The 24902-nt window shown below is 70.0% G+C and carries 24 protein-coding genes; 5 read left to right on the top strand and 19 right to left on the bottom strand.

What is annotated here, in order from left to right; translation table 11 throughout:
* Positions 1 to 26: 26 nt before the first annotated feature.
* From LQ757_RS01355 to LQ757_RS01340, 4 genes are all read right to left on the bottom strand, one after another.
* Positions 27 to 1445 carry a dihydrolipoamide acetyltransferase family protein gene (locus LQ757_RS01355; protein WP_231045408.1) on the bottom strand — a complete coding sequence of 473 codons (1419 nt, stop codon included), beginning with the start codon at positions 1443 to 1445 and terminating at the stop codon, positions 27 to 29.
* A 45-nt stretch (positions 1446 to 1490) separates the two neighbouring features.
* Positions 1491 to 2450, bottom strand: a complete 960-nt coding sequence (locus LQ757_RS01350; RefSeq protein WP_231046281.1) for an alpha-ketoacid dehydrogenase subunit beta — start codon at positions 2448 to 2450, stop codon at positions 1491 to 1493.
* 158 nt (positions 2451 to 2608) lie between these two features.
* Positions 2609 to 3742: a thiamine pyrophosphate-dependent dehydrogenase E1 component subunit alpha gene (locus LQ757_RS01345; RefSeq protein WP_231045407.1), complete on the bottom strand. Its 1134-nt coding sequence runs from the start codon at positions 3740 to 3742 to the stop codon at positions 2609 to 2611.
* 16 nt (positions 3743 to 3758) lie between these two features.
* Positions 3759 to 4865, bottom strand: a complete 1107-nt coding sequence (locus tag LQ757_RS01340) for a histidinol-phosphate transaminase (protein ID WP_231046280.1) — start codon at positions 4863 to 4865, stop codon at positions 3759 to 3761.
* A 50-nt stretch (positions 4866 to 4915) separates the two neighbouring features.
* Between LQ757_RS01340 and LQ757_RS01335 the strand changes: the two genes are divergently transcribed.
* Positions 4916 to 5299, top strand: a complete 384-nt coding sequence (locus LQ757_RS01335; RefSeq protein ID WP_231045406.1) for a phage holin family protein — start codon at positions 4916 to 4918, stop codon at positions 5297 to 5299.
* On the opposite strand, the gene LQ757_RS01330 is transcribed toward LQ757_RS01335, so the two are convergent.
* The 3 genes from LQ757_RS01330 to LQ757_RS01320 all read right to left on the bottom strand — a co-directional run bounded on the left by LQ757_RS01330 (position 5274) and on the right by LQ757_RS01320 (position 8062).
* Positions 5274 to 6737, bottom strand: coding sequence for an alpha/beta hydrolase family protein (locus LQ757_RS01330; RefSeq protein ID WP_231045405.1), 1464 nt, complete (start codon positions 6735 to 6737; stop codon positions 5274 to 5276). The two genes, LQ757_RS01335 and LQ757_RS01330, sit on opposite strands and share 26 nt — an antisense overlap.
* Positions 6730 to 7065, bottom strand: a complete 336-nt coding sequence (locus LQ757_RS01325; RefSeq protein WP_231045404.1) for a hypothetical protein — start codon at positions 7063 to 7065, stop codon at positions 6730 to 6732. Before LQ757_RS01325 ends, LQ757_RS01330 begins: the two co-directional genes overlap by 8 nt.
* A 106-nt stretch (positions 7066 to 7171) precedes the next feature.
* Positions 7172 to 8062 carry an aminoglycoside phosphotransferase family protein gene (locus tag LQ757_RS01320; protein ID WP_231045403.1) on the bottom strand — a complete coding sequence of 297 codons (891 nt, stop codon included), beginning with the start codon at positions 8060 to 8062 and terminating at the stop codon, positions 7172 to 7174.
* An 83-nt stretch (positions 8063 to 8145) separates the two neighbouring features.
* Between LQ757_RS01320 and LQ757_RS01315 the strand changes: the two genes are divergently transcribed.
* From LQ757_RS01315 to LQ757_RS01300, 4 genes are all read left to right on the top strand, one after another.
* The gene (locus LQ757_RS01315; protein ID WP_255680972.1) at positions 8146 to 8673 is read left to right on the top strand and encodes a low molecular weight protein-tyrosine-phosphatase; all 528 of its coding nucleotides are present in this window, start codon (positions 8146 to 8148) and stop codon (positions 8671 to 8673) included.
* Complete coding sequence (gene purB / locus LQ757_RS01310) at positions 8670 to 10049, top strand: adenylosuccinate lyase (RefSeq protein ID WP_231045401.1); 1380 nt, start codon at positions 8670 to 8672, stop codon at positions 10047 to 10049. Before LQ757_RS01315 ends, purB begins: the two co-directional genes overlap by 4 nt.
* 468 nt (positions 10050 to 10517) lie before the next feature.
* On the top strand, positions 10518 to 11423 hold the full coding sequence (locus LQ757_RS01305; RefSeq protein ID WP_231045400.1) for an META domain-containing protein: 906 nt from the start codon (positions 10518 to 10520) through the stop codon (positions 11421 to 11423).
* Between the two features lie 9 nt (positions 11424 to 11432).
* A complete protein-coding gene (locus LQ757_RS01300) occupies positions 11433 to 12317 on the top strand; it encodes an META domain-containing protein (protein ID WP_231045399.1) in 885 nt (294 codons plus the stop codon).
* Positions 12318 to 12436: 119 nt separating this feature from the next.
* On the opposite strand, the gene LQ757_RS01295 is transcribed toward LQ757_RS01300, so the two are convergent.
* The 12 genes from LQ757_RS01295 to LQ757_RS01240 form a co-directional block, all read right to left on the bottom strand.
* On the bottom strand, positions 12437 to 12736 hold the full coding sequence (locus LQ757_RS01295) for a hypothetical protein (RefSeq protein ID WP_231045398.1): 300 nt from the start codon (positions 12734 to 12736) through the stop codon (positions 12437 to 12439).
* Entirely contained in the window at positions 12733 to 13326 is a 594-nt protein-coding gene (locus tag LQ757_RS01290; RefSeq protein WP_231045397.1) for a DUF308 domain-containing protein, read from the bottom strand. The genes LQ757_RS01295 and LQ757_RS01290 overlap by 4 nt, the downstream gene beginning before the upstream one ends.
* Positions 13327 to 13529: 203 nt before the next feature.
* Positions 13530 to 14951, bottom strand: a complete 1422-nt coding sequence (gene pntB, locus LQ757_RS01285; RefSeq protein ID WP_372459607.1) for a Re/Si-specific NAD(P)(+) transhydrogenase subunit beta — start codon at positions 14949 to 14951, stop codon at positions 13530 to 13532.
* The gene (locus LQ757_RS01280) at positions 14944 to 16587 is read right to left on the bottom strand and encodes a Re/Si-specific NAD(P)(+) transhydrogenase subunit alpha (protein ID WP_231045396.1); all 1644 of its coding nucleotides are present in this window, start codon (positions 16585 to 16587) and stop codon (positions 14944 to 14946) included. Before LQ757_RS01280 ends, pntB begins: the two co-directional genes overlap by 8 nt.
* A gap of 238 nt (positions 16588 to 16825) precedes the next feature.
* The gene (locus LQ757_RS19500) at positions 16826 to 17119 is read right to left on the bottom strand and encodes a hypothetical protein (protein WP_372459606.1); all 294 of its coding nucleotides are present in this window, start codon (positions 17117 to 17119) and stop codon (positions 16826 to 16828) included.
* A 28-nt stretch (positions 17120 to 17147) separates the two neighbouring features.
* Positions 17148 to 17360 (bottom strand): hypothetical protein, encoded by a 213-nt coding sequence (locus tag LQ757_RS01270; RefSeq protein WP_231045395.1) that lies wholly within the window; start codon positions 17358 to 17360, stop codon positions 17148 to 17150.
* The gene (locus tag LQ757_RS01265) at positions 17357 to 18019 is read right to left on the bottom strand and encodes an ArsR/SmtB family transcription factor (RefSeq protein ID WP_231045394.1); all 663 of its coding nucleotides are present in this window, start codon (positions 18017 to 18019) and stop codon (positions 17357 to 17359) included. The genes LQ757_RS01270 and LQ757_RS01265 overlap by 4 nt, the downstream gene beginning before the upstream one ends.
* A 120-nt stretch (positions 18020 to 18139) precedes the next feature.
* Positions 18140 to 19318 (bottom strand): mannose-6-phosphate isomerase, class I, encoded by a 1179-nt coding sequence (manA, locus tag LQ757_RS01260; protein WP_231045393.1) that lies wholly within the window; start codon positions 19316 to 19318, stop codon positions 18140 to 18142.
* Between the two features lie 152 nt (positions 19319 to 19470).
* Positions 19471 to 20460 (bottom strand): N-acetylglucosamine kinase, encoded by a 990-nt coding sequence (locus LQ757_RS01255; protein WP_231045392.1) that lies wholly within the window; start codon positions 20458 to 20460, stop codon positions 19471 to 19473.
* A 100-nt stretch (positions 20461 to 20560) separates the two neighbouring features.
* On the bottom strand, positions 20561 to 23047 hold the full coding sequence (locus LQ757_RS01250) for a glycoside hydrolase family 2 protein (protein ID WP_231046278.1): 2487 nt from the start codon (positions 23045 to 23047) through the stop codon (positions 20561 to 20563).
* A 20-nt stretch (positions 23048 to 23067) separates the two neighbouring features.
* Positions 23068 to 23886 carry a carbohydrate ABC transporter permease gene (locus tag LQ757_RS01245; protein ID WP_231045391.1) on the bottom strand — a complete coding sequence of 273 codons (819 nt, stop codon included), beginning with the start codon at positions 23884 to 23886 and terminating at the stop codon, positions 23068 to 23070.
* A complete protein-coding gene (locus LQ757_RS01240) occupies positions 23883 to 24887 on the bottom strand; it encodes a carbohydrate ABC transporter permease (RefSeq protein ID WP_231045390.1) in 1005 nt (334 codons plus the stop codon). The genes LQ757_RS01245 and LQ757_RS01240 overlap by 4 nt, the downstream gene beginning before the upstream one ends.
* Positions 24888 to 24902: the final 15 nt, after the last annotated feature.

Raw genomic sequence — 24902 nt, 5'->3', positions numbered from 1 at the left:
CGAGCCTACTCGACCGGCAGAACAAGCTACTCCAGCAGTAGCGCGGGCTCCTCGATGATCGAGGCGACGTCGGCGACGAACCGCGACACCACGTCCCCGTCGACGACGCGGTGGTCGAACGATCCGCCGATCGTCGTCACGTACCGCGGGCGCACCTCGCCGTCGACGACCCACGGCTTCTGCTTGATCGTGCCGAGCGCGACGATGCCGACCTCACCGGGATTGAGGATGGGCGTGCCCGTGTCCATGCCGAAGACGCCGATGTTGGTGATCGTGATCGTGCCGCCCTGCATCTCGGCAGGCTGCGTCTTGCCCTCGCGGGCAGTCAGCGTCAGCTGCTCGAGCGCCGCGGCGAGCTCGACCATCGACATCGCCTGCGCGTCCTTCACGTTCGGCACGATGAGCCCGCGCGGCGTGGCCGCGGCGATGCCGAGGTTCACGTAGTGCTTGACGATGATCTCGTCGTCGGTCCACTGCGCGTTGACGGTGGGGTTGCGGCGCACCGCCCAGATCATCGCCTTGGCCATGATGAGCAGCGGCGAGATCTTGATGCCGGCGTAGTCGGGCGAGGCCTTCAGCCGCTTGAGGTATTCCATGGTGCGCGTCGCGTCGACGTCGACGAAGACCGATACATGCGGCGCTTGGAATGCACTCTGCACCATCGCGCCGGCGATCGCCTTGCGCACGCCCTTGACGGGAATGCGGGTCTCGCGGTCGGCCGGCGCCTCGGGCGTCTGGATATTGCGGAACACGCTCGCCTGGCTCGCCTCGCGAATGACGTCTTCGCGCGTGATGTCGCCGATCGGGCCGGTCGCGGTGACCCGCGACAGGTCGACGCCGAGGTCTTTCGCGAGCTTGCGGATTGGCGGCTTCGCGATCACCGGCACGTGCGGCTCAGGCGCCGCTTCGGTGCGAGTGGCGGATGTCGCGGCCTGCGTCGCGGCGGCCGGGGCGGCTGGCACGACCGGCGCGGCCGGCGCTGCGGCGGGCGCGGGCGGCGCGGCCAGGGTCGTGTGCGCACCGGCGGGGGACGGGTGACGGCGGCGGCGAGTGTTCACGGGGCCTGATGCTCCGTGCCCGACGAGTACGGCGCCGCCCTCGTCGGCAGCGGGTGCCGGTGCCGCGGCGGTCGCCGTCGTCGCTGCATCGGGTGCACCAGCGGTGGCGGGCGCACCCGGCTCCGACGAGTCGGCGGCGGCAGGGACATCCGTCTGGATCACGAGGATCGGCGTGCCGACGCCGACCGTCTTGCCCTCGTCGACGAGGAGTTCCGACACGATGCCCTCGTAGGCGCTGGGCAGCTCGACGAGCGACTTCGCCGTCTCGATCTCGACGAAGACCTGGTCGAGCGCGATGCGGTCGCCGGGCGCGACGCGCCACTGCACGATCTCGGCCTCGGTGAGGCCTTCACCGACATCTGGAAGGGGGAATCGGATCTCGCTCATAGGTGTCTTCTACCCTCGCAGTCGAGTTATGCCGTGATCGGAATGTCAGTAGGCCAAGGATCGGTCGACCGCCTCGAGCACCCGATCGGGACTCGGGAGGTACTCGGTCTCGAGGGCCGCGGGAGGGAACGGGGTGTCGAAGCCCGAGACGCGCAGCACCGGCGCCTCGAGCGAGTAGAACGCGCGCTCGGCGACCGTCGCCGCGATCTCGGATCCGATCGAGACGTTGCCGTACGCCTCCTGGGCGACGACGAGCCGGCCGGTGCGGTTGACGGAGTCGAGCAGCGGACCGTAGTCGATGGGCGAGAGCGAGCGAAGGTCGACGACCTCGACGCTGCGGCCCTCTTCGGCGGCGATGTCGGCCGCCTGCAGCAACGTCGCGACCATCGCACCGTGACCGACGAGCGTCACATCGGTGCCCTGCCGCACGACGCGGCTCGCGTGCAGCGGCAGCCCCGAGTGGTCGAGGTCGACCGGCCCCTTGGGCCAGTAGCGGCTCTTGGGCTCGAAGAACAGCACCGGGTCGTTCGAGGCGATCGCCTCTTGGATCATCCAGTACGCGTCGTGCGGGCTCGACGGGCTGACCACCCGAAGGCCCGGAGTGTGCGCGAAGTACGCCTCGGGGCTCTCTTGATGATGTTCGATCGAGCCGATGTGCCCGCCGTAGGGCACGCGGATGACGATCGGCATCGAGAGCGTGCCGTCGTGGCGCAGGGTCTGACGTGAGAGCTGGGTGGTGATCTGGTCGAACGCGGGGAAGATGAACCCGTCGAACTGGATCTCGATGACCGGCCGGTAACCGCGCATGGCGAGGCCGATCGCAGTGCCGACGATGCCCGACTCGGCGAGCGGGGTATCGAGCACGCGCTTGTCGCCGAACTCGGCCGACAGGCCCTCGGTGACGCGGAACACGCCGCCGAGCGGCCCGATGTCCTCACCCATGAGCAGCACCTTGTCGTCGCCGAGCAGCGCCTCGCGAAGGCCCGCGTTGATGGCCTTCGCCATCGAGAGCGTCTGCACGCCCCGCACCGCGGGCGCAGGCGAGTCGACCGGGGGAGCGGCCGCGGCGGGCGCCTCCGCCGGTCGAGTAGCCGAAGGTGTATCGAGACCCGAAGCCCCGTTCGCGACATCCGTCACACGGACCTCCTCATCGATTCGCGCGCTCATTCCGCGTCTCCGTCGAACGAGTTCTCGAACGCGTCGAGCCACGCCGCCTGTTCGGCCATGAGCGGGTGCGGCTCGCTGTAGACGTGGGCGAACATCTTCTCGCGCGTCGGCACGGCGATCTCGAGCGCCCGACGGCGCACATCGGCCGCGATGTCGGATGCCTCTTCATCGACCTCGTCGAAGAACGCGGCCGATGCGCCCTTGCCCCCGAGCCAGGTGCGATACCGCGAGATCGGGTCGCGCTGCTGCCAGTACTCGACCTCGGCGTCGGTGCGGTACTTCGTCGGGTCGTCAGCGGTGGTGTGCGCGCCCATGCGGTAGGTCAGCGCCTCGATGAGGCTCGGCCCGTCGCCGGCCCGCGCCTCTTCGAGCGCCCGGCGGGTGACGGCGTAGCTCACGAGCACGTCGTTGCCGTCGATGCGGATGCCGGGCATGCCGAAGCCGCCGCCGCGCAGCGAGAGCGGGCTTCGCGACTGGCGCGAGACCGGCACCGAGATCGCCCACTGGTTGTTCTGGATGAAGAAGACCTGCGGCGTCTGGTAGCTGGACGCGAAGACGAGCGCCTCGTTGGCGTCGCCCTGCGAGGTCGAGCCGTCGCCGTAATAGACGAGCACGGCCTGGTCGACGTCGGGGTCGCCGGTCGCCGTCGCGCCGTCGAACTGGAGGCCCATGGCGTATCCGGTGGAGTGCAGGGTCTGCGACGCGAGCACCAGGGTGTAGAGGTGGAAGTTGCCGTTCTCCTCGGGGTTCCACCCGCCGAGGGTCACGCCACGCAGCAGCGAGAGGATGCGTACGGGATCGAGGCCGCGGATCATGCCGACGATGTGCTCGCGGTACGACGGGAAGATGTGGTCTTGAGGGCGGGCGGCATGCGCCGACCCGACCTGGGCCGCCTCTTGCCCGAGGCTCGGCACCCAGAGGGCCAGCTGCCCCTGCCGCTGCAGGTTGGCCCCGGCGACGTCGAGTCGCCGTGACACCGTCATGTCGCGGTAGAACCGCTGCAGAGTTGCGTCGTCGAGCGCTTCGACGAGGGGGAGATACGCCTCGGCCTCGGGCGTCGCGCGCAGCTCGCCCTCGGGGGTCAGCAGCTGGACCGTCGGCGCGGTGAAGTCTCTCTCGCGGGCTGGCACCGTTCCACGCTACCCGCTAGACGGCGGCCCCTTCTTGTGAGGCCGGTACAAGCTCACCCAGAATCCGGAGGAGGATCTCGACAGATTCTTCTTCGCCCACCGACACCCGGATGCCCTCGGGCGGGAACGCCCGAGTCACGAGCCCTGCATCGAACAGACGCTCGGCGACGGCTGACGTGGCGTCGCCCGTGGGCAGCCAGACGAAGTTGCCCTGGGCCTGCGGAATGGGCCAGCCCTGCGCGATGAGCGCGGCACGCACGCGGTCGCGGCGCTCGACGATGACGTCGACGCGTGCCAGCAGCTCCGCCTCGGCGTCGAGCGAGGCGATCGCGCCGGCCGACGACGCCGCCGTCACGCTGAGGGGGATCGCCGTCGAGCGCGCCGCGTCGAGGATCGCGACGGGTCCGATCGCATAGCCGACGCGCAGGCCCGCGAGCCCGTAGGCCTTCGAGAAGGTGCGCAGCACGATGAGGTTCGGGTAGCGGCCGATGAGGGTGCGGCCGTCGACGGATGCCTCATCGCGGACGAACTCGATGTACGCCTCGTCGAGCAGCACGAGCAGATCGCCGGGCACGGCGGCCATGAATCGCTCGAACTCGTCGGCCGTGACGACCGTGCCGGTGGGGTTGTTCGGCGAGCAGACGATGACGACTCGCGTGCGGTCGGTGATCGCCGCCGCCATGGCCTCGAGGTCGTGGCTGTGGTCGGCCCGGTTGGGCACGCGCACGCTCGTTGCACCTGCGACGGTGACGAGTCCCGGGTAGGCCTCGAACGAGCGCCACGAGTAGACGACCTCGTCGCCCGCCGCTGCCGCGGCGCTGATGAACTGGGCGATGAGCGACACCGAGCCGGCGCCGACGATCACCTCGTCGGCGGTGACGCCGAAGCGACCGGCGATGCGCTCACGCACGGCGAGTGCCGTGGCGTCTGGGTAGCGGTGGATCTCGTGGGCGCTCGCGGCGACGGCGGCCTCGACGCCCGGCAACGGCTCGTGCGGATTCTCGTTGCTCGAGAGCTTGAAGCCGTCGGCTGGCGCAGGGCGCCCCTGGCGGTAGGCGGGAAGGGCTGCGATCTCGGGGCGGAGTCGAACACTCGCGCCTGGCTGCTCCGGTGCGGTCACGATTTCCACCGTACCCCTTCGCCCCGCCGCGCCTCTCTGCCAGAGTTGAACCCATGCGGTTCATCGTCAAGGTCATCGTCGTCGCATTCGCCCTCTGGCTCACGACGTTCATCGTGTCGGGCGTGCGTGTGGTGCCCTACGAGAACACGCAGCTCGCCACGGTGCTCACCTACCTGCTCGTCGCCCTCATCTTCGGCCTCGTGAACGCGATCGTCGGCACGTTCATCAGGATCGTCGCGTTCCCCATCTACGTGCTGACGCTGGGGCTCATCTCGTTCATCGTGAACGGCCTGCTGCTGCTGCTCGTCGACTGGATCAGCGACCTGCTGGGCTTCGGCCTCGTGGTCGAGAGCTTCTGGTGGGGCGTGCTCGGTGCCCTCGTGCTCGGCCTGATCAGCTGGCTCATCGGACTCATCGTGCGCCCGTCGAAGAGCTGAAGCCGTCGCGCCTCGCGGTCCACTCGCTCACCTCGCCCGGGCCGCCGCCCGTGAACCCGATGAGTTCGACGAATGCGACGAGGCGCGCCTCCTCGGACTCGTCGACCAGCGCCGCCGTCTCGCGATAGCGCGCCAACTCGTGGGCGGGCAGGGCGGAGTCGTACTCGCGCCCTTCCTCGAGCACGCTGCGGGAGACCGTGAGGCGTTCGGGCGACGGTTGTCCGAACCCACCGACCGCCGGAACGATGTCTTCATCGTGCTCGATCGAGAGCACGGGCACGCCCTCGCTCGTCGGTGCCGACGCAGTGGGGCCGCCGAGGTTCACGGCACCCACGACATTGAGCTCGGGATCGGCCGCGACCTTCGCGGCGATGATGCCGCCGCCCGAGTGGCCGACGGGCATGACGGGGTCGCCGGGCGCGACCCCTGCCTCCTCCATCGCCTGCCGCACCGCCCGCTCGCCGGCGCCCGACTCCGCACCGGCCATGCGCAGGGCGTCGATGACCGAGTCGTCGGCGATGCCGAAGACGTTCGACGAGTGGTCGAATGGTTCTTCGCCCGCCACGAGCGATGACTCGACGGTGCCGCTGACGTAGACCACCCAGCGCGGGTCGTCGGGCTGCCCGTAGCGTTCGATGCGGATCTGCGGGCCTTCGCCTGATGGCACGCGGTCGGCGAGATCGGAAACCCCGGTCGGCGCGGCCACGAAGCGAACGGGCGCGGCCGCGGGATGTCCCGGCGGTGCGCCCTGTCCTGGATTCGCCCTCGTCACCGACACCGGACCGTCCACGAGCGACTTCGAACCGAGCAGCGCGGTCAGCGCGAGGAGCACCGACGCACTTTCGGGCGCGCCCACGAACTGACCGATCGCATGGGAACCGGGTGCCCCCCGAACGCCTGCGAGGAACTCGTCGACCGAGTCGGCGGCTGCCCGCACAACGCGAACGAACGTGGGATCGGAGAGCAGCCCCCTATTGGACGTGATCCACTGGTCGAGCGGTGTCGGACCGATCAGACCGCGCCATGCCGAGTTCGCCGCGAGACCGACGCCGAGACCGATGCCGACCGGCGCCGCAACCCAGCCGAGCAGCCCCGCGATGAGCCCGCCCCCGGCCTTCCAGAACCCGTCGATCGTGCGCTCGGCCCACCCGTAGCGTTCTGCGCTCGCGATGAGGGCGGAGCGCAACTCCTCGGCCGTGTCGCCGCAGCGGCCCAGCTCCCGCTCGACCCGTCGCATCGCATCGGCCGGCGCCGGTTCCGCCCAGCCGGTGCCGCCGTCGAGGCCGGCGTCGTCGAGTTCGGCGTGCAGCGCCGCCGCGCTCGACATCCACCTGTCGATCACCCCGGCCGCGGCGCCCAGGCGAGCGGCATCGACGAACAGCTCGTCGGTCGCGACCGTGGTCTCGCCGCCGCCCGAGATCGTCAGCCCGTCACCCACGCCGGGCCTCCTCGGTGAGCGCCGCGAGTTGCGCGTCGAGCTGGTCTCGCAAGCGCCGGATCCGCTCGTCGAGCTGCACCTCGGCCGCGCCGAAGGCGGCCTGCACCTCGACGAACAGCGCCTGCAACTCGTCGAGCCGTTCCGCGTACCGGTCGGCCGCCGTCGACCGCCACCCACCGGCGGCGCGCGGCGCGAGCCCCGGCACCGTCTGCTCCACCTCGTCGCGAAGTGCGCGCAGCCGCCCGCGCAGCCGCACCGCTGCATCGACCTGATCGGCCGTCACGGCGCGGCCAGTGACCAGCGCGACGAACCGGTCTGCTTCATCCATGCCGCCGAGTCTGCTGCGACACCGGCGCGCCGGACCGCGCGCGCCCATCGTCGTGGAGAGCTCGCAGCCGGAACCGCCTGTCGAGGGTGAGTCGGCGGAGCCGTGGTCAGTCGGCGATGAGCTGCTCGAGCACGTACGCCGCGACCTGCCCGAGCGGGCTCGTCGTTCCGGTCGCCTCGACCACGGCGCTCGCGATGACGAGCGCCCAGCCTCGCGCCCGCCCCCACGTCGCGTCGTCGACACTCGTGCGTGCCTCCACCTCTTCCCTGAACACCCGTCGGCCCTCCGGGCCGAACGTCAGCCACGCCGTCGCGAGATCCGTCGCCGGGTCGCCGGCAGTGAGGTCGCCGAAGTCGATGACCGCGGCAAGGTGACCGGATGTCCCGAGCAGCAGGTTCGCCGGGTGCAGGTCGCCGTGCACCCAGAGCCTCGGCCCCGACCACTCCGGCGCGGCGAGCGCCCGCTCCCAGAGGGGCACCAGCCGCGAGGCATCCGTCAGTCGTCCACCCGCGAAGCGCGCGCGCATCGTGTCATCACGCTGTGCCAGCGGCACTCCGCGATACGCGTTCCGCGGCGCATCGGGTGGCGCAGGGCGGGCGAGCGCCGCCACGAACTCCGCGAGCGCGTGAGCCGCGACATCACGCTGCGGCGTCGCGAACTCGGTCGCGACGCGTCCCGGCAGCCACGGCACGATGCTCCACGGCACGTCGTACCCGAGCTGAGGCGCTGGCCGGCCGATGCGCACCGGCGCCGGCACCGCCACCGGCAGTCGTGGCGCGAGACGCGGCAGCCACCGCTGCTCGTGCTCGACGAGGCGCACTGCGAGCTCGCGACGGGGGAGTCGCACCGCGAGTTCGTCGCCGAGGCGGAAGATCGCGTTGTCCCATCCGTTGGCGACGGGCGTCAGCGGGCCCGCGAGGTCGGGATGTTGCGATGACACGAGCCGCGCCGCGAGCTCTGCGTCGACGTGGAAGTCGGGCGGCGGAGCATCCGACATCACAATGCGACCTCCCTCAACACGGGTTCACCGCGCCCGAAAGGGGGCTGTGCGAACCGCCGATCTCGTCCACAATGGAACCCATGACGCGAGGGGTGCCCAGGGGTCACGCCGCGCAACAATTCAGTGTCTCATTCGTGTGCACAGGCAATATCTGCCGCTCACCGATGGCCGAGGTGGTGTTGCGCACGCTCGCCGACGACGCCGGGCTCGGAGCGCGCATCGCCATCGAGTCGGCCGCGACCGGCGACTGGCACGTCGGCGAGCCCGCCGACCAGCGCACGATCGACGCGCTCGCGCGCGCCGGATACGACGGCACCCACCACCGTGCCCGGCAGTTCGACGCGTCCGACTTTCCGAATCTCGACCTCGTCGTCGCCTTCGACCGCGGCCAGGCCCGCATCCTGCGCAACTGGGCGGGCTCGACGACCGAGCAGCAAAAGGTGCGGTTGCTGCTCGAGTTCGCTGGCGATCCGAGCGGGCAGCAGGACGTGCCCGACCCCTATTACTCGGACGCGGCGATGTTCGATCGAGTTCTTGGCATGATTGAACGGTCGACTCAGGCGCTCTTCCGCCAGCTCGCCCCCGCACTCAGACAAGGAATCCGATGACTTCGCTGCCTCCCCAGCCGCTCAGCCCCCTTGACGGCCGGTACCGTTCGGCGGTCGGCGGGCTCGGCGAGCACCTCTCCGAGGCGGGTCTCAACCGGGCGCGCGTGCACGTCGAGGTCGAGTGGCTCATCGCCCAGACCGACCGCGGTTTCTTCGGCACTTCGCCGCTCGACGCGTCGCAGAAGGCTGCGCTGCGGCAGGTCGTCACCGACTTCGGCCAGGCCGACATCGACGAGCTCGCCACGCTCGAGGCCACCACCCGCCACGACGTGAAGGCCGTCGAGTACTACGTGCGCCGGCGCCTCGACGACCTCGGACTCGCGCACATCGCCGAGCTCACCCACTTCGCGTGCACGAGCGAAGACATCAACAACCTCTCCTACGCCATCACCGTGCGCGACGCCGTGCGCGACGTGTGGCTGCCGAAATTCCGCCTCGTCATCGACGGGCTCGCCGCCCTCGCCGTCGAGCATCGCGACGCCGCAATGCTCTCGCGCACGCACGGGCAGCCGGCGACCCCGTCGACCATGGGCAAGGAGCTCGCGGTCTTCGTCTACCGCCTGTCTCGCATCGCCTCGCAGGTCGAGGCGAGCGAGTACCTCGGCAAGTTCTCGGGCGCCACGGGCACGTTCTCGGCACACGTCGTCGCCGCACCGGATGTCGCGTGGCCCGATGTCTCTCGCGAGTTCGTCGAGTCGCTCGGTCTCACCTGGAACCCGCTGACCACGCAGATCGAGTCGCACGACTGGCAGGCCGAGCTCTATGGGCGCATCTCGCACGCGAACCGGGTGCTGCACAACCTCGCGACCGACATCTGGACCTACATCTCGCTGGGCGTGTTCCGCCAGATCCCGGCGCCGGGTGCGACGGGCTCGTCGACGATGCCGCACAAGGTCAACCCCATCCGCTTCGAGAACGCCGAGGCGAACCTCGAGCTGTCGTCCGCGGTACTCGACTCGCTCGCCGCGACGCTGGTCACGTCGCGCCTGCAGCGAGACCTCACCGACTCTTCGGCGCAGCGCAACATCGGCGTCGGCTTCGGGCACTCGCTACTCGCGCTCGACAACATCCAGCGCGGCCTCGGCGAGATCGACCTCGACCTCGCCGTGCTGGCGGCCGACCTCGACGCGAACTGGGAGGTGCTCGGCGAGGCCATCCAGACGGTCATCCGCGCCGAGGTCGTCGCCGGTCGCTCGACGATCGCCGACCCGTACGCGATGCTCAAGGAGCTCACTCGCGGCAAGCGCGTCGGCGCGGTCGAGCTGGCCGAGTTCGTGAACGGCCTCGAGATCGGCGACGAGGCCAAGCAACGCCTGCTCGCGCTCACGCCGGGGACGTACACCGGGATCGCGTCGCAACTCGTCGACCGGCTCTAGTCCCTTCGCCGAGAGTGCACACGCCGCCCACCAAGGGGCGTGAGGTGCACTCTCGAAACTCCCCGCGCGGCGCACCCGGGCCGACAGTGCAGTCCCCGCCCGTCACGAGGCGTGAGATGCACTCTCGAGAACGCCGGCACGGCGATGCGTCTAGGAGTGATCCTCGAGCGTGCCGCCGACGGGCGGACCCCAGTCGGAAGTCCCCATTTTCCCGCACCGCGCGCACTCGTGGAATGCGCCGTTCTCAGTGCTGCTCCGCAGCACCCACTTGTGCATGCCGAGACGGCATCGCAGCGCCTTCGCAGCCATGACCCCTCCCTCAGTCGACCGATGGTGGAGATCTGCTCAGGATACGCCCGAGACGCGGCCACGCGCAGGGCTCATCGACGCGCCGAATTCCGCCGAGTGATGCAAGAACGGTCTGCAGCCGAACACATCCTATGTGTGAACGCGCGGAGGGGATCGAAAGTGGCGAACGCCGGCGAGCGGACCGCGGACAGGCCGGCGAGGATCGGCCGACTCGCATGGCTCGCGCTTGCGCTCGTCGCGGCATCCATCACGCCCGGCTGCGCAACCTCGTCGGCGCCACCAGGTCCTTCGACGGCACCCTCGACTCCGACGCCGACTGCCGCGGCAGCCGACCCGATCGGGCTCGTCGGCCTGTGGCGAGTATCGGGTGCCGCAGGCGAAAGCGACGAAACCTGGCTTCGCCTCGGCGGCGGCGAACTCGCGCTCTGGCGCGAGTGCGGAACGCTCGGCGGCTCGTGGATCGCCGGCGAGCGGGCCTTCCTCGCGCAGATCTGGTCCGCGAGCAGGGATTGCGGGGTGGCGTTCGCCGACGTCGGGTGGCTCGATGCGGCGGCCTCGTACCGGGCGACCGCCGACGGATGGCAGCTGCTCGACGCCGGAGGCGAGCCCGTCGCCTCGCTCGCGATCGACGGGGCGCCCGAGCCGATCAACGGCGTGGAAGCGTCCTTCGCCGAGGCGCCGGTGACCGACGACCTGGCGCGTGCGCTCTTCGCCGACGCACCGCCATTGCCGGAATCGCTCGCACCGGCCTCGACCGACGACCTGATCGGTCGATGGGATCCGGTCGGGCTCTCCGTCATGACGGATCCGCACGTGGTGTTCCTGGCGTTCGGCGACTGGAACGGGTCCGACGGCTGCAACGGCCAACGCGGCAGGTGGGCATTCGAGGACGACGGTGGACTGCTCACGACCACTGGCGGGTCGTCGGACATGTGGTGCGAGGGCGCCCCCGTGTCGAGTTGGGTGACAGGCGCGCGCCTCGCCGGACTCGACGGGCAGGAGCTCGTGCTCCTCGACCGCGACGGCGTGGAACTCGGACGCCTCCAGCGGCCCGACGGTCTCTAGGCTGGGGTCATGCGCCGACGACCGTTCGCACTTGCAGTCGCACTGCTGTTGGTCGCGCTCGGCGCGGGATGCGCATCCGACCCCGTAGGCGAGTCGCAACCTTCCGTCGCTCAACCCAGTGCCGCTCCGAGCGCCACTGGGGCGGTCACCCCGGGCGGCTCGGAGCCGATCGAGTTGATCGGCCTCTGGCGCGTGTCGGGCGCAGCCGGTGAAAGCGACCAGACCTGGCTTCGGCTCGAGGCAGGGCAATTCCAGTTGTGGCGCGAGTGCGGCATGCTCGACGGCGCGTGGCGCGCCGGAGAACGGGCCTTCGTCGCGAGCGTCCATGGAGGATCGGGGGAATGCATCGATGGCTCGCTGCCCGAGATCCCATGGCTCGATTCGGTGACGTCGTACGAGCCCGCCGAGACCGGGTGGCGGCTCGTCGACGACACGGGCGCGGTGATGGCGTCGCTCGCGATCGACGGCGCGCCCGAGCCGATCCCGACCGCGGCCGAGTTCTACACCGAGCCCCCAGTGATCGACGAGGGCGTTCGAGCGGCATTCCGCGATGCCGCCCCGCTGCCGGAGACGCTCGAACCGGCGACCGCCACCGAGCTGCATGGTCGCTGGACTCCAGTCGACGCCCCGGGTGCGAACGATGCCCATGTGGAGTTCCAACGGTCCGGAGTCTGGGCCGGGTCCGACGGCTGCAATGGCAGCGGCGGTCGATGGACGATCGCGGACGAGGGCGACCTCCTTGCGACATCCGGGCCTTCGACGTTGATCGGATGCGACAACATCCAAGTTCCCGGCTGGATCGGGTCCGCCCACCTCGCGGGCTTCGACGGTGATGAGCTCGTGCTGCTCGATGTCACCGGATCCGAGCTCGGTCGTCTACAGCGGGCCGACTGAGGCATGGCGCAGGTGCGTTGAATGCGCCGCTGCCGAAGAACGACTGGGGCGCCGAGTCGCAGGGCGGCTCGGGCGGCACTCCGCACCGAGCCGGCGTGTCGGGCAGATGTTCCTTCGACTCAGTGCGCCGAGCCGGGACCGCCCCGGTCTCCGGGATCGGCGTCGCCCGGGTCATCCGTGCCGTCGATCTCAGCCGTCTCGTCGGCGTTGGGTTTCATGGCCATCGCGAGCAGGGCGAGCACGACGAGCACGGCGATGAACGCGATGCCGGCGATGATGAGCGTCAGCGTGAGGTCGCGAGTGGTGAAGAGCACGACCACACCCGTGAAGACCGCAGCGATCGCCGCACCGCCGACATACTCGACGGGGCGCAGCACGTCGCGCCGGCTCGGCTTGAACTCACCGGGGGACTGGCTCACGACTGCTGCTCCGTTCCAGCCGCCGGGCCCGGTTCGGCCGGGGCGGCGGCCCACTTCAACGAGAGACCGCCGATGATGAGGTACACACCGACGATCACGAGGTATCCACCGAGCAGGCCGACCGCGGTGACGGCGTCGGGGGGAAGCAGCAGGAAGACGATCGCGAGGATCGCGGTGAGCGCGCCGACGGCGATCCAGTCGCGTGCGGCGGCCTCGCGGCCACGGGCGCGCAGACCCGCGAAGAGCTCGACGAAGCCCGTGACGGCTGCCCAGACACTGACGAGGTAGAGCAGGAACGGCAGGCCGCCGCCGGGCACCGTCAACGCGAGCAGGCCGGCGACGACGGTGACGACGGCCGTGATGGCGAAGAGCGATCGGATGCCCCGTGCCGTGACGAGTCGCAACGACAGGGCCCCGACGACGAGGCCCGAGACGACGGCCCACACGCCGAAGACGAGCGAGCCGAACTCGGGCGAGTGGTCCTGCGAGAACGTGATGACGACGGCGGCCACCGCGGCGAAGAGGCCGCGGACGACCGGGACGACCCAGTACTGGGCGCGCTCCGGAGCAGTATCGCGGGCGGTGGCCACGGCGACCTCTTTCACATCGGGGTTACCGATCCATCCTACGTGCCGTCTCGGAGCGCCTCCTTCGCCGGCGCCTCCTGACGGGGCCCGGTCGCCGAATGTTTCCGTTCGCGCCGAATGTGGCCGTCGCAACGGAAACAGGGCGCGCGAACGGAAACGCTCGCGGCGAGCGACCGAGGAACAGCCGCGATCGACCGGCGCAGGCCTCAGATCGCGCGCAGGATGTCCTCGACGCGCTGCTTGGCGTCGCCGAACAGCATCTGCGCGTTGTCGCGGTAGAACAGCGGGTTCGGAACACCGGCATACCCCGACGCCATGGACCGCTTGAACACGATCACGTTGTCGGCCTCCCACACGCGCAGCACGGGCATGCCGGCGATCGGACTGCCCGGGTCTTCGGCCGCAGCCGGATTCACCGTGTCGTTCGCTCCGATCACGAGCACGACGGAGGTGTCGGCGAGGTCGTCGTTGATCTCGTCCATCTCCTCCACGATGTCGTACGGCACCTTCGCCTCGGCGAGCAGCACGTTCATGTGTCCCGGCAGGCGACCGGCGACGGGGTGGATGCCGAAGCGCACCTCGATGCCCCGCTCGCGCAGCTTCTGCGTGAGTTCGGCGACGGGGTACTGCGCCTGCGCCACCGCCATGCCGTACCCGGGCGTGATGACCACGCTCGAGGCGTTCTTCAGCATCTCCGCGGCATCCTCGACCTCGATCTCGCGGTGCTCGCCCACCTCCGCGTCGCCTTTCGAGGGCGCCGCGATGCCGAAGCCGCCCGCGATCACCGAGATGAACGAGCGGTTCATCGCCTTGCACATGATGTACGACAGGTACGCACCCGAAGAGCCGACGAGCGCACCCGTGACGATCAGCAGGTCGTTGTTCAGCAGGAAGCCCGCCGCTGCCGCCGCCCAGCCCGAGTAGCTGTTCAGCATCGAGATGACGACCGGCATGTCACCACCGCCGATCGACGCCACGAGGTGCCAGCCGAGGGCGAGGGCGAGTGCCGTGACCACGACGAGCAGCCAGAGCTCGGGGGTGATCACGTACCAGACGGTGAGCACCACGAACGCGACGAGCGCGCCGAGATTGAGCGCGTTCTTGCCGGGGAGCATGAGCGGTGCCGACGACATGCGCGCTGAGAGCTTGAGGAACGCCACGATCGACCCGGTGAAGGTGACGGCGCCGATGAAGACGCCGATGAAGACCTCTGCGTGGTGGATGTCGAGCAGCGCACCGGTCATGCCGGTTTCCTCGAGCGCGCCGTTCCAGCCCACGAGCACGGCGGCGAGTCCCACGAAGCTGTGCAGCAGGGCGATGAGCTCGGGCATGCCGGTCATGGGGACGAGACGTGCCCGCCAGAGGCCGATCGCCGCGCCGACGACGACGGCCACCACGAGGAGGATCAGTCCGGTCGTCGCCTGCGGCGAGCCCCAGGCGCCCGCGAACGTCAGCCACACGGTGGCGACGAGCGCGATGGCCATGCCGGCGATGCCGTAGTTGACACCGGCCTTGGCGGTTTCATGGCGGCTGAGCCCGGCGAGGCTCATGATGAACAACAGCGCCGCGACGATGTACGCGGCTCCGGCGATCGACGCCGGGGTCAGCAGGGCTGCGGTCTCAGGCACGCTCGGCTCCAGTCTTGACGTTCACAGCAGGGGTGCCCTTCGCGGATGCCGACGTCGACGGCGCGCTCGTGGATGCAGCAGCCGCAGGCGCTGCACCCTTCGCGAACATCGCGAGCATGCGTCGGGTGACGGCGAATCCGCCGAAGATGTTGATGCTGGCCAGCAGCACGGCCACGGCCGCGAGCACCTGGACCACGGGCACCTCGCTCGTGATCTGCACCATCGCGCCGACCACGATGATGCCCGAGATCGCGTTCGTCACGCTCATGAGCGGCGTGTGCAGGGCGTGCGCGACCTTGCCGATCACGTAGAACCCGACGACGATCGCGAGCACGAGCACGGTGAAGTGCTGCGGCAGCGGCGGGGGAGCGATCGCGTTCACGGCGAACAGCGCCGCGACGCCGACCGCGATGAGCGCCACCTTCTTCACGGGCGACATCGGCTTCTTCTGCGTGGGCGCGGCGGCCGCGCCGGCTGTCGATGGGGCGGATGCCGCTGCCGCAGGTGCGGCGGAGACCTGCACGGGTGGCGGCGGCCAGGTCACCTGGCCGTCGCGCGCGACCGTGACCGAACGCTGCACGACGTCGTCGAAGTCGAGCACGAGAACCCCGTCCTTGGCGGGCGTCAGCAGCTTCACGAGGTTCACGACGTTCGTGCCGTACAGCTGCGAGGCCTGGGTCGGGAGGCGCGACGCGAGATCGGTGTAGCCGAGGATGATCACGCCGTTCGGCGTCACGATGCGCTCGCCCGCGACCGAGCCCGCGACGTTTCCGCCCTGCCCTGCAGCCATGTCGACGATCACGCTGCCCGACTTCATGCTCGCGACATCCGCCGCCGTGATGAGCTTGGGCGCGGGCCGTCCGGGGATGAGCGCGGTCGTGATGATGATGTCGACGTCGCGCGCCTGCTCGGCGTAGATCTCGGCGGCACGTCGGTCGTAGGCTTCGCTCGTCGCCTTGGCGTAGCCGTCGGTCGACTGCTCGACCTCGACCTCGACCTTCAGGTACTCGCCGCCGATCGACTTGACCTGGTCGGCGACCTCGGGCCGCGGGTCGGTCGCCCGCACGATCGCGCCGAGGCTCGACGCCGCGCCGATCGCGGCGAGTCCGGCGACGCCGGCACCGGCGACGAGCACCTTCGCCGGCGGCACCTTGCCGGCCGCCGTGACCTGACCGGTGAAGAAGCGACCGAACTCGTGGGCGGCCTCGACGACCGCGCGATAGCCCGAGATGTTCGCCATCGAGCTGAGCACGTCCATCGACTGCGCGCGTGAGATGCGCGGTACTGCGTCCATCGCGAGCGCGGTAACACCCCGCGCGGCGAGCGCCTCGAGCAACTCGGGCTTGAAGGCGGGCGCCAGCAGGCCGATGAGCATCGCACCGGGAGTGACCTGTGCGATCTCAGCCTCGGTGGGGGCGTTGACCTTGAGCACGATATCGCTCGCGAGCGCCTCGGCCGCCGTCGTGATGCGCGCGCCCGCCTCGAGGTACGACGCATCGAGGAATGCCGAGGCGGAGCCGGCGCCGGCTTCGACGACGACCTCGTGGCCGAGCGCCGTCAACTGCTTCACCGTCGCCGGTGTGGCCGCGACGCGGGCCTCCGGACTCTGCTCGGTCACGATGCCGATACGAGACATGCAGCTTCTCCTCCTCGATGAGCGGACGCCGCCGACGGCGTCACTGCAGCATGTCGATCAGCGTAAGCGGCGCAATGCCGGAGTCGCGCCGAATGACCCCAATTCGATACTTAAGAATCGGGAATCTTTCGTTCCGGGGACATCATCCCGGAGTTCCGCCACGCGTCCGACTTCGAAGACCCCGCGCCTTCGCGTCCGGCCGAGGCCGGGACATCCGCTCGATGCCCGCCGCTCATTCTCAGCGGTAGTCGGCCCAGACCCGCTGCGCTGCACCGTCGAGCGTGATCTCGCCGCCGTGCGGCACGATCCACTGCGGACGCGTGTGGCCGAACGGCACCCCCACGCAGACGACCGCCCCGGGGTTGTACCGCCCGATCGCTTCGATGGCGGCGTCGCGGCTGTGCTCGGTGAGCTCGGCGAGCCGCCGCATCGCCTGCTCGTGGACGGCCGGGCCGGCGGCGGGAGCGGCGAATGAGGCGGGGACGACGGCGACCCGGTCGCCGGGGCGGGCCTTCGGCGGATGGACGAGCATGCGGTTATTCCACCATGGGCTCCCGCCGTCAGAGCGCGCGATAACCGGCGCTGCGGTACAGCGCGTCTCGTTCTGCGAGCGCTGCTTCGGCCGCGGCGCGTGCCTCGAGGCGACTCAGCTGACGGTCGCGGTCGGTGCGGCGCGTCGCGCGCTGGAGACCCCAGCTCGCGACGGAGAGGCCACCGCGCACGGCCCAGCTTGCGAGTACGCCGGATCCGGGGGAGAGGGTTGCGGTGTTCATCGGTGCTCCTTCGGGATGGATTCGTCTGTGGGTTCCCCGCGTACGAGGGGGAACGCGTTGAGGTGGATCTGCACCGGACGCGAGCCCGGTGACGGGGTGCGCTTGTACGCGTCGATGAACTTCATGAAGACGACGTCGAGGTCGGCGACCAGAGCGCTCAGCTGCTCGGGCGTGAGGCGCAGGTTGATCGTGTCGCTCGTGGCGATGTCGAGCCACTCTGGGCCGAACACCGCCTCACCCTCGGCCACGAACTCGCGGAAGTTCTGCTCGCGCGAGCGGAACCACTCGTCTTCGACGAGTTTGACCGCGAGGCGCTCGGCGCTGCCCGCCGGCAGCGAGCGCGCATCGGGGATCGCGATCGAGCCCGGTACTCGCTCCCACCAGCGTTCACGGCCCTTGCCGCGCGCCGTGTCCTCGCGAATGAGCCCCGCGCGCTCGAGCTGGCGCAGGTGGTAGCTCGTCGCCCCGCTCGACTCGCCGAGCCGCTCTGCGAGGCCGCTCGCGGTGAGCGGACCGTAGGCCGAGAGCTCGTCGTAGATGCGCACGCGCAGCGGATGGGCGAGGGACTTCAGGCTCGCGCTCGGCAGCACATGGTCGACGCCGGGGTGGCGCAAGCTGCTCGGCTGGGCCTCGAGGTCGTCTGGGTTCATCGTTGCCATGTTGCAAAGATACTGCTGCAAAGAAATCTTTGCAAGAGAATCTTTGCAGGTCGATACCGAGGATGCCAGCGTCCCGGCAGCTCCCGCCCCGTTCCGGCCGGCGCAACCCTCAGCGCCGGTTCACCCCCGCGTGGTCGGCGCCGTCGCGACGAACAGCCGGCCTCGGCCGGTGACCGTCACCGTCGATGCGCGGGCGACGAACACCGCGGTGCCGCGCGGCGCCGCGATCACCTCACCGTCGCCCGCGAACGCGAACGAGCCGTCGGTGACGACGGCGATCGATGCGCCCTGCAGCGCGAGTTCGGCGTCGGAGTCGACCGCGAGCAGTTCGAACGGCACGTCGCTGCCCGACTCGACCGCGCGCGGCCGGTAGGCCAGCACCCCGTCGTCGAGCCGCGCCGAGGCGAGCAACGAGGCGGCTCCGGTCGAGAAGTCGAGGACTCGTGCGAGCTCGGCCGTGTCGATGTGCTTCGGAGTCAGGCCGCCGCGCAGCACGTTGTCGCTCGGGCCCATCAGCTCGACGCCATCGCCGCGAAGGTAGGCGTGCACGTTGCCCGCCGGCAGCCAGATCGCCTCGCCGGCCGCGAGGACGACGTGATTCATCATGAGCGCGACGAGGATGCCGGCGTCGCCGGGGCAGGCAGCCGCGAGCCGGGCGACGAGTCCGCCTCGTGGCCCGCGCGCGGCGACGACCCCGACGGCCGCGACGAGTTCCGCGACGACGGGAAGGCCCGACAGGAGCCAGTCGAAGGCCCGGCTCGGGTCGGGCTCGCCGCTCAGGCGTTCGCGCCACGGGGCGAGCAGGGTCTCTGCGACCCCTGACGCGGCGAGCTCGTCGATCGCGTCGATCGTCTCGACGACCGGTCGGAACCCGCAGAGTGCCTCGAAGCCGTCGCGGAGCGCGACGATCAGCTCGGGCTTCGCGTACGGGTCCTTGTAGTTGCGGTGGCGGGCGTCGAGGGGAATCCCGAACGCCTCCTCGCGGTCGAATCCGGCTCGCGCCTGCTCGAGCGTCGGGTGCGCCTGGATCGACAACGGGGCCGCCGCGCAGAGGATCTTCAGGAGGTAGGGCAGCCGTTCGCCCGAGGCCGCCTCCCACTCGGCGAGGTCTGCCCAGGACCCCTGCCCGGACACCGCAGCGCGGCTCGCCCCCGAGGCGTGTGCACCGAACCAGAGCTCGGCCTCGCGCCTGCCGCTGCCGGGGCGGCCCAGCACGGTCGCGATCCCGTCGATCGCCCCCCAGGCGTAATCCTTCGGCTCGTTCGTGATCGCGGTGAAGAGGGCGGGGTGTTCGGTCATCGGTGCTCCTCTGGACAGGGCGGCGGGAGAGATGGAGAGGTCGGAAGGGGCAGGAAGGTGGGCGGGCGCCGGTTCGGGCGAACGCCGGCCGACTCGCCCACGCTCGATCTGTCGACCCGCTCGTCGCTCGAGTTCGACCTCACGACCGCGTGTCACCCGTCGGATGACGCCACGGCGACGTGTGCACGCAATGGATGCCCTTCAGGGAGGGTCGCGAGGGTCGCCGCCCCATCGAGGCCGGTGCCGTGGGGGGCGTGCGGTCGCATCGCCGGGTACCGCTCGCGCAGCAGCGCGTCGAAGCGGTCGCGGATCAGCGCCGAACCGAAGACACCGCCGATCGCGCTGACGTCGGGCCCGTCATCGGGCCGCTCGCCAGACCCGTCAGCAGCCCCGTCACCGGGCCGCCCCTGGCCGGGTCCCGCAACGCGGCGCAGGGCCGCGTCGACCGAGTGCGCCAGCTCGCGGGCGGCGCTGAGGCAGATGCGGCGCGCGACCGCGTCGCCCTCGGCCGCGAGGTACGCAGTCGGGCCGGCGAACGAGGCGACGGTGCGCACCCGGTCCGGGTCGCCCTGCAGCTGGATGTACGCCTCCTCGGCGTTGGGCCATCGATCGCGGAGCAGCCCGAGCAGGCCGGTCTCGGGCCCCCGCCCGTCGTAGGCGCGCATAGCGGCGTCGAGTGCCTCGCGCCCGATCCAGTGGCCACTCCCGGCGTCGCCCATGATGTTGCCCCACCCGTCGACCCGCGCCACCAGTTCACGGCCGACCGCGAGGGTGACGACGCCGGTGCCCGAGGCGACGACCGCGCCGCGCCGGTCGCCGAGGGTGCCGAGGAACGAGGTGATCGAGTCGTGCGCGAGCAGCACTCGATGCGCACCGAGCGACCCGACGAGCGAGAGCAGGGCCGAGGCATCCGCCCCCTCCTCGGTGAGTCCGGACACGCCGCTCGCGACCGTCGCGACGGGGGTTCCCGAGACGTCGTGCACGTGCCGGACCGCCGCCGCCAGCTGCGGCAACAGCGGTTCGTGGGTGCGCACGCCCGGCAGCACCTCCTCGACGGGGGATACGCCGGGTCGCTCGAAGCGAAGCTTGATGCCGGTCTGGCCGGCGTCGAGCGCGAGCCGCGCGCCGTTCGGGTCGGTCACGTCGTCACCGCTGCACGCCACGCGCGGTACTGCTCGGTGAGGTACGCGCCCGCGGGCCTCCCGTGCGGAGAGCAATGCGTCTCGAGCAAGCCGGCCGCGTTCACGCGGCCACCAACTGGTTGCCGTGGCGCAGCACCGTGGGCGCGAGCACGTCGATCGTGTCGAGCTCGGCGAGCCCGGCGACGCGGAACGTCGCCTGCTCGCCCGGCAGCAGCGTGACCAGACCCGAGTCGACCGTGGCGTCGGGGGCGATCTTGTCGACGAGCAGCGTGAGGTCGCGTACGAGCGCGTCGCTCGCGACCGTCACCACGAACGCGTCGCCCTCTCGGCGCACGTCTGCGGTGAGCGTCGGCGCGACGAGCGCGCTGTCGCGCGGCTCGGCGAAGAACCAGAAGCCTCGTACACCGCCGACGCTCGCGAGCAGAAGCTCGGATGCCGCGTCGCCGGCCGTCGCGATGCGTGCAGGCACCCCAACCGCGGCGGACCCGTGGGAAGCCGTGTCGACCGTGACCGTCTCTGTCGCGAGTACGGTGCCATCGAACCCGCGGCGCTCGAGCACGAGGTCGGCGACCCAAGCCTCGGCGGTGTCGTTGGCGACCACCGCGACGAGCCCGTCACCGCGCGGCTGGATCGTCACGACCCGCGGCGCGAAAGCATTGCGGACGGCGTGGTAGAGGGGCTTCTCACGACCGTCGCCGTCGATCGCGGCCCACGAGGTGACCGGCCAGCAGTCGTTCAACTGCCACATCACCGCGCCCGAGGTGTGCGGGGCGTTCGAGCGGAACCAGTCGAGCGCGCAGCTGATCGCGTTCGCCTGGTTGAGCTGCATCGCCCAGTGCCAGGTCTCCATATCGCGCGGTACGCGGTAGTGACGCACGAGGCCGTTCGTGAGCTTGACGTTGCCCTCCATGGCCTTCTGGTGCACGATCATGCCCGGCGACTCGGGGGTGAGCGGTCGGTCGGAGATCGAGCGCGTCAGCGTCGACCAGGCCGGCGGGCCCTGCCAGCCGAACTCCGCGACGAGGCGCGGTGCGTAGTCGCGGTAGTGCGACCAGTCCTTCTGGTTCCAGAGGTCCCAGATGTGCATCGTGCCGTGGTGCTCGGCGTTCGGGTGCTCGCTGCCCGGGCTGAACGGGCTGCCGGGGGAATAGGGCACGTGCGGTGCGAGCTCGCGGACGACCGCGGGCAGCAGCTCGTAGTAGTAGAGCTCGCCCCACGTCTTGCCGTCGAGGCGCTCCTTCCAGCCCCAGTCCTCGTAGCCCCAGAGGTTCTCGTTGTTGCCCGTCAGCAGCACGAGCGAGGCGTGGTGCGCGAGGCGGGCGACGTTGTCGCGGGCCTCGGCCTCGACCTCGGAGCGGATCGGCTCCTCCTCGGGATAGGCGGCGCACGCGAACAGGAAGTCCTGCCAGGTGAGCAGGCCGAGCTCGTCGCAGAGCTCGTAGAAGTCGTCCGTCTCGTAGATGCCGCCGCCCCACACACGGATGAGGTTGAGGTTCGCCGCCTTCGCCTGACGCAGCCTGCGGGAGTAGCGCCCGCGGTCGACGCGCACGGGAAGGGCGTCGTCGGGGATCCAGTTGGCGCCCTTCACGAATACGGGCACCTCGTTCACGACGAGCTGGAACGGGGTACCGTCGGCGTCGGGCGTCGTGTTCCAGCGCACCGTGCGGAAGCCGACCCGGCGCGTCGCCTCGTCGAGCACCCTGCCGGCGGCGCCGAGCCGCACCCGCACGTCGTACAGCGGCTGCTCGCCGTAGCCCGCCGGCCACCAGCGCTCGACCGAGTCGAGTTCCACCCGCACCCGCGCCTCGCTGTCGCCTGCCGGGATCACGGACTCGACCCGGACGCCCGCGACCTCGACGTCGAGGTGCAGGTCCTCCTCGCCGGTGCGGGCCACGCGCACGGTGGCCTCGACGAAACCGCGGTCGCCCTCAGCGTCGCTCTCACTGTCGCCCGTGACGCCGGGCGCGGCGTGCACGAGGAGCTGGGCGATGCGCGCGGTCGACCACGACTCCAGCCGCGCGGGCCGCCAGAGCCCGCTCGTGAACGTCGCGATGCCCCAATCCCAGCCGAAGTTGCAGGCCGACTTGCGGATCGCCTCGTACGGCAACGGGTAGGGGCGCTCGCGCGCACCGAGCTCGAGGCTCTGCGCGTTGGCGTACCGCACCGGGCTGCGGAAGGCGACGACGAGCACGTTCTCGCCGGCGCCGAGCAGCTCGGTCACGTCGAAGCGATACGTACGATGCTGGTTCGCAACCTCGGCGAGCGCGACGCCGTTGAGCGTGATCGTCGCGACGGTGTCGATGCCGTCGAAGGCGAGTTCGTGCCGCTCGGCCGCGGCGAGATCCTCGGCCGAGACCTCGAGCGTCGTCTCGTAGGTCCAGTCGACGAGCCCGATCCAAGCGAGCAGCGACTCGTTGTCGTCGAGGTACGGGTCGGGGATGAGACCGGCCGCGAGCAGGTCGGTGTGCACCACGCCGGGCACGGTCGCAGGCACCACGACGCCGCGCAGCGACTCGGGCACGGGCCCATCGGCGGCGCTGAGCCGCCATCCGCCTTGCAGTGCTCGCCGGACCACCGGTACCGCCATCGCCTGCTCCTCCACGTCGCTCACTTGACTGCTCCCGCCACGAGTCCCTTGTATATCCAGCGTTGCAGGAATACGAACGCGATGACCGTCGGGATGATCACGACGAGCGTCGCGGCCGCGATCAGCTCCCATTGCGCGCCGTACGGCCCCTTGAAGTCGAAGAGTGCGGTCGAGATCATCGGCTCCGATTTCAGGTAGAGGAACGGCAGGTAGAACTCGTTGTAGATCGCGATGCCCTTGATGATGACCACGGTCGCGATCGCAGGCTTCAGGTTGGGCAGGATGATCCGCCAGTAGATCGTCCACGCGTTGGCGCCATCAAGCTTGGCGGCCTCGTCGAGCGAGACCGGAATGGACGAGATGAACTGCAGGAAGATGTAGATCGCGATGATGTCGGTGCCTGCGAAGAGCAGTACCAGTGCGGCCTTGGTGTTGTAGAGGCCGAGACCGGTGATGATCTGGAACGTTGCGACCTGGCTCGTGACGCTGGGGATCAGCGTGGCCAGCAGGAACATCCCCATGACGAGACTGCGGCCGCGGAAGGCGAAGCGGTCGACGGCGTAGGCGGCCATGGTGCCCACGAGAATCGTGATGACGAGGGAGATCGCAAGCACGACAGTGGTGTTGACGAGGCCCGCGACCATGTCGGCCTCGTCGATCGCCGTGGCGAAGTTCGCCCAGTTGAACCAGTTCGCGGGCGGATCGAGCGGCCCGGTCGTCGCGTATTCCTCACTCGTCTTCAAGCTCGCGAAGAGGATGACCGAGAGGGGCAGCAGTACGACGATGACGGCGAGCATCAGGCTCGCGTACTTGGCGAGTGGGGCGATGAGGCGGCTCATGCGAGGTCCACTTTCTCGTCGGGGAAGAACTTGCGCTGCACCCAGGTGACGAGGAGCACGATGGCGAGCAGCACCACCGCCATCGCGGAGGCGAGCCCGACGTTGTGGTAGTTGAACGCGGTCTGCATCGTCTGGATCACGAAGGTCGTCGTTCCGTTGGCGCCCGAGGTCATGATGTAGGGGATCTCGAAGACCGAGAGGCTGCCGGCGACGGCGAGGATGAATGAGAGGCCGATGATCCGGCGGATTCCGGGGAAGATGATGTAGCGGAACTGCTTCCACCGATTCGCGCCGTCGAGTTCTGCGGCTTCGTAGAGCTCCGGCGAGATCGACTGGATCGCCCCGAGGAAGAGCACGAAGTTCAGGCCCGTGTACCGCCACACCGAGGTGCCGGCGAGTGAGAAGTTCGCGATGTCGGCGTCGCCGAGCCATTGCGGCGGGTCGCTCATGCCGAACCACCCGAGCACCGTGTCGAGGGTGCCGCCCGGCTGGAAGAGGTAGAGGAAGACGAAGCCGATGGCGACGCCGTTCAAGAGGTACGGGAAGAAGATGACGCCGCGGAAGAAGTTCGAGAACCGGGTGCTGAAGCTGAGCAGCGTCGCGAAATAGAGGGCGATCGCCATCTGCACGAACGTCGCCGCGAAGTAGTAGAGGCTGACGAAGAAGACCCGGAAGATCGTCGGGTCGGTGAAGACGCGGACGTAGTTGTCGAGGCCGACGAAATCCTCGGGTTTCACCGGCCCGAACCCGCGCCACGAGGTCAGGCTGTACCAGAGCATGTTGACCGCGGGCGCGTACGTCAGCAGGAGCAGGAGTCCCACCGCAACCGCGACGAACAGGTAGGGCGTGGCCTTGCCGAGCAGCCGCCGCCCGGCGGCGCCGGTGTGCCGCTCGCGCGATCGCGGCGAGCGGCCGGGGAGCTTGCCGGTTTCCTCGGCCACCGCGACGCCGGGAAGGACGCCGGATGCACCGCTGGGTGCAGGACCCGCTGTGACGGACATGATGGTTCTCCTGTG

Source organism: Agromyces cavernae, from assembly GCF_021044935.1.
GTDB classification, from domain to species: domain Bacteria; phylum Actinomycetota; class Actinomycetes; order Actinomycetales; family Microbacteriaceae; genus Agromyces; species Agromyces cavernae.
The sequence above is the reverse complement of the archived record's forward strand: the minus strand, read 5'-3'. Positions and strand labels throughout refer to the sequence as shown.

What these genes read in the sequence shown, in the direction of transcription:
- LQ757_RS01320 (WP_231045403.1), bottom strand. Translation starts at nt 8,062, where the DNA reads ATGTCGGATGCTCCGCCGCCCGACTTCCACGTCGACGCAGAGCTCGCG.
- LQ757_RS01355 (WP_231045408.1), bottom strand. Translation starts at nt 1,445, where the DNA reads ATGAGCGAGATCCGATTCCCCCTTCCAGATGTCGGTGAAGGCCTCACC.
- LQ757_RS01265 (WP_231045394.1), bottom strand. Translation starts at nt 18,019, where the DNA reads ATGGCAACGATGAACCCAGACGACCTCGAGGCCCAGCCGAGCAGCTTG.
- LQ757_RS01250 (WP_231046278.1), bottom strand. Translation starts at nt 23,047, where the DNA reads ATGGCGGTACCGGTGGTCCGGCGAGCACTGCAAGGCGGATGGCGGCTC.
- LQ757_RS01245 (WP_231045391.1), bottom strand. Translation starts at nt 23,886, where the DNA reads ATGAGCCGCCTCATCGCCCCACTCGCCAAGTACGCGAGCCTGATGCTC.
- purB (WP_231045401.1), top strand. Translation starts at nt 8,670, where the DNA reads ATGACTTCGCTGCCTCCCCAGCCGCTCAGCCCCCTTGACGGCCGGTAC.
- LQ757_RS01315 (WP_255680972.1), top strand. Translation starts at nt 8,146, where the DNA reads ATGACGCGAGGGGTGCCCAGGGGTCACGCCGCGCAACAATTCAGTGTC.
- LQ757_RS01270 (WP_231045395.1), bottom strand. Translation starts at nt 17,360, where the DNA reads ATGAACACCGCAACCCTCTCCCCCGGATCCGGCGTACTCGCAAGCTGG.
- manA (WP_231045393.1), bottom strand. Translation starts at nt 19,318, where the DNA reads ATGACCGAACACCCCGCCCTCTTCACCGCGATCACGAACGAGCCGAAG.
- LQ757_RS01300 (WP_231045399.1), top strand. Translation starts at nt 11,433, where the DNA reads ATGCGCCGACGACCGTTCGCACTTGCAGTCGCACTGCTGTTGGTCGCG.
- LQ757_RS01240 (WP_231045390.1), bottom strand. Translation starts at nt 24,887, where the DNA reads ATGTCCGTCACAGCGGGTCCTGCACCCAGCGGTGCATCCGGCGTCCTT.
- LQ757_RS01325 (WP_231045404.1), bottom strand. Translation starts at nt 7,065, where the DNA reads ATGGATGAAGCAGACCGGTTCGTCGCGCTGGTCACTGGCCGCGCCGTG.
- LQ757_RS01280 (WP_231045396.1), bottom strand. Translation starts at nt 16,587, where the DNA reads ATGTCTCGTATCGGCATCGTGACCGAGCAGAGTCCGGAGGCCCGCGTC.
- LQ757_RS01350 (WP_231046281.1), bottom strand. Translation starts at nt 2,450, where the DNA reads ATGGCGAAGGCCATCAACGCGGGCCTTCGCGAGGCGCTGCTCGGCGAC.
- LQ757_RS19500 (WP_372459606.1), bottom strand. Translation starts at nt 17,119, where the DNA reads ATGCTCGTCCATCCGCCGAAGGCCCGCCCCGGCGACCGGGTCGCCGTC.
- LQ757_RS01335 (WP_231045406.1), top strand. Translation starts at nt 4,916, where the DNA reads ATGCGGTTCATCGTCAAGGTCATCGTCGTCGCATTCGCCCTCTGGCTC.